The organism is Psittacicella gerlachiana (assembly GCF_003585965.1).
GTDB lineage: Bacteria > Pseudomonadota > Gammaproteobacteria > Enterobacterales > Psittacicellaceae > Psittacicella > Psittacicella gerlachiana.
This window is the reverse complement of record NZ_NRJF01000107.1, coordinates 1-2727: the sequence shown is the minus strand read 5'-3', so window position 1 is coordinate 2727 and position 2727 is coordinate 1. Positions and strand designations below refer to the sequence as shown.

Genomic DNA, 2727 nt, shown 5'->3' with positions numbered 1-2727 from the left:
TAAAAACAGAGTTTGAAAAGTTTGAAAAAGCAAAGCCTGCTCAAAAAGTTGAAAATAGTAAGCAGGAAGAAGCTGTGCAAAATCCTACAGTAGCAGATCCAAAACAAGAACAAGCTAAGTAATAATTATAAGTAATGTGGTATAAATACTCCTTTCTTCTAGGGAGGAGTATTTATATCTGTATGTTCTAATTAAGATTTAAGTTAGTATGGATAATAATGAACAATTAGTTTTAACTTTGCAACAACTAAATCAAAAGTTAGAACATAGATTGCAAGAGTTAACAGTTAAGAGTCAAGAAAAAATTACAAATCTTAACTCTATCTATGAAAAACAAAATTCTGAGATTTTAGAATTAAAGAAAGTTGTTGAGAATTTGCATAGTGAGCTAAATAAAGCTACGGAGCAAGAAGCCAAAGCTTTAGAGTTTTATAAAGACGCTAAGATAAAATTAGAAAAAAGTACTACCAAATTAAAACAGACACGAAATCAAAATAATGATTTTGAATCTGTATCTCAGAGCTTAAATAGTGAAATCAAAGAAATTGGATTAAAGATAGATAAGATCAGTTCAAACTCCAATTCAATTCAAGCATTGAATTTAATTGAAAAGCTAATTAGAGAATTATCACTTCATAGTAGTAATGAAGTGTCTGATAATAATGTTAATTTAGAAGTTGATTTACAAGATATTGAATTAAGATTAAAACAAAAGGAAGAGGAAGTAGCAAAACTAGAAGAATTAATTACTCTTAAAGAAGGTCAATTAAAAGAAACTAAAGGTACTTTGAATCATAAAGTTGATTATGATTCTAAATATAAAGAATTACGCAATTTATTAGCGGAGTTTAATTTAATTCCTCAAGACACCTCTATAAAATTAAGTGATTTTAAAGAAAAAGTAGAGGAGATGAAAGAAATGAATTCTTTTAAGCTGAGGTTGTTTTTTTTAATGCTTATTTCTTTGGTTTTACTTTTAGTTTTTATTAATTAATAAAATTAATATTATTCAATAATTTAATTTTAGTTAGTCTTTTTAACTTTTTTAAGTAGAAGTAAGATAAAAATGATCAATAGTATGGAGAATCAAGAAGTTTTATCGTTAATGCGTAAAAACGATATTCTTGAATTGAAATTAAAAGAAGTAAAAGAAAATTCAAGTAAGCAGATTTTAGATTTAGATACAGCTGTACATAAACAACAGAATCAATTATTAGAATTAAAAGTACAGATAAAATCTTTACACCAAAAATTAGATGAGGTTAAAGATAGTGAAGCGGATTTATTAGAGATTTATAAATCTTTGAACAAAGATTTAAATCAAGGAAATAGTATTTTATTGTACAGTGAAACTAATAAAGAAACGGTAAGAGAAATAATAAGTCAGCTTGAACAATTCAAGGGTTTAAAAGTAGCATTAGATAAATTGGAGTTACTTTCTTCGATTCAGATTTTAGAATCTTTCTTAAAAGGTTTAGAAGCTAAAGATCTTAATAAGTATATGGGTACAGAAGTTTCTACATCTGTATTACATAGTAATAAACTAGAAGAGCTTAAGAAAAAAGAGAAAGATTTAGAGGATCAACAAGCTTTATTAAATAAAAAGTTATTGGATTTAGAAGCTATAGAGAATAATAGTGCTAGCTATAAAAGATTTAAAAAAATCCAAGAGATATTAAAAAGTTATGATATCAACTTAACGGATGATAAAGATAACATTGAATCTCTAAGAAGCAAACTTTCAGAAATAAGCGATCATAATCGACTTAAAGGAGCTGGTTATCTTTTAGTATTTTGCATATTAATATCAATATTTGTAATTATATTAACTAATTAAATAGTTTCTTTTATTTAATTTGATTAGAGGGTTAGACTAGATGTCCAAAGAAAAAGAAGCCCTAATAGAAACCTTAATAGGATTAAATGATAAACTCGAAAAAAGGTTAAAGCAATATAAATTAAGCGCTGATCAAGAGATATACAACTTAAAGCAACGAGTAGAAGATTATCAGAATGAATTAAAAAATCTTGAAGAGAATTTTAAGATAGAAGCTTCCAAGGTACAAAAATTATTAAATGAAAATAGTAATCTAATAGAACAAAATTCCAATTTAAAGCTTGATTTAGAATATGTTTCTCAAGACTTAAGAACTCAACTTGAAATAAATAAAAAAGAACAAGAGACTTTAAACATTATTTCTTTAGGTTTAGGAGTACAACTTAAAAATCTTAAACAGGCGTTTGATAGAGAAGATTATTCTGAAGCAAAACAATACCTTTTTGATTTTGACTATTTTGAACCTGTACAAAGCTTATTAGTAAACTTTAAATCTTATTATGATACTTTACAAAATAAAGCTAAAGATTTAAGTAGTAAAGAGAGTACTTTAAAAAATGAATCATCAAGATTAAAAAAAGAGCAAGTGGAATTTCAAGCAAATCTGAATACATACAAACAAGCTTTAGAAATTCGAGATTTTTTAATTAGAGAAAAAGTTATTTCTAAGAATGAACCTCAAGATACTCTTTTGACCAAATTAAGAGAAGCTTTACATCCTGAAAGAAGTAGTTTATTAATGTCTTTAGTGAAAATACTATTTCTTTTAGTAATTGGCGCTTTTATTTTAGGTATTAGCATATGTAATGTGCCTTTCGTTAAAAAGTTATTTTTGTCTACAGATGAGATAGTGAAATTAGAAGCTCCTGAACCTCCAAAATCTAAGTTAA

Annotated in this window: 3 protein-coding genes; all 3 read left to right on the top strand. The window is 25.9% G+C overall.

The features are described from left to right. Positions 1-208 precede the first annotated feature (208 nt). Positions 209-994 carry a hypothetical protein gene (locus CKF59_RS04175; RefSeq protein ID WP_119534719.1) on the top strand — a complete coding sequence of 262 codons (786 nt, stop codon included), beginning with the start codon at positions 209-211 and terminating at the stop codon, positions 992-994. 84 nt (positions 995-1078) lie between these two features. Next, positions 1079-1837 (top strand): V-type ATP synthase subunit I domain-containing protein, encoded by a 759-nt coding sequence (locus CKF59_RS04170; protein ID WP_147397118.1) that lies wholly within the window; start codon positions 1079-1081, stop codon positions 1835-1837. 40 nt (positions 1838-1877) lie between these two features. Continuing rightward, positions 1878-2727, top strand: an 850-nt coding sequence (locus CKF59_RS04165; RefSeq protein ID WP_147397117.1) for a hypothetical protein, incomplete at its 3' end; no start/stop codon positions are given.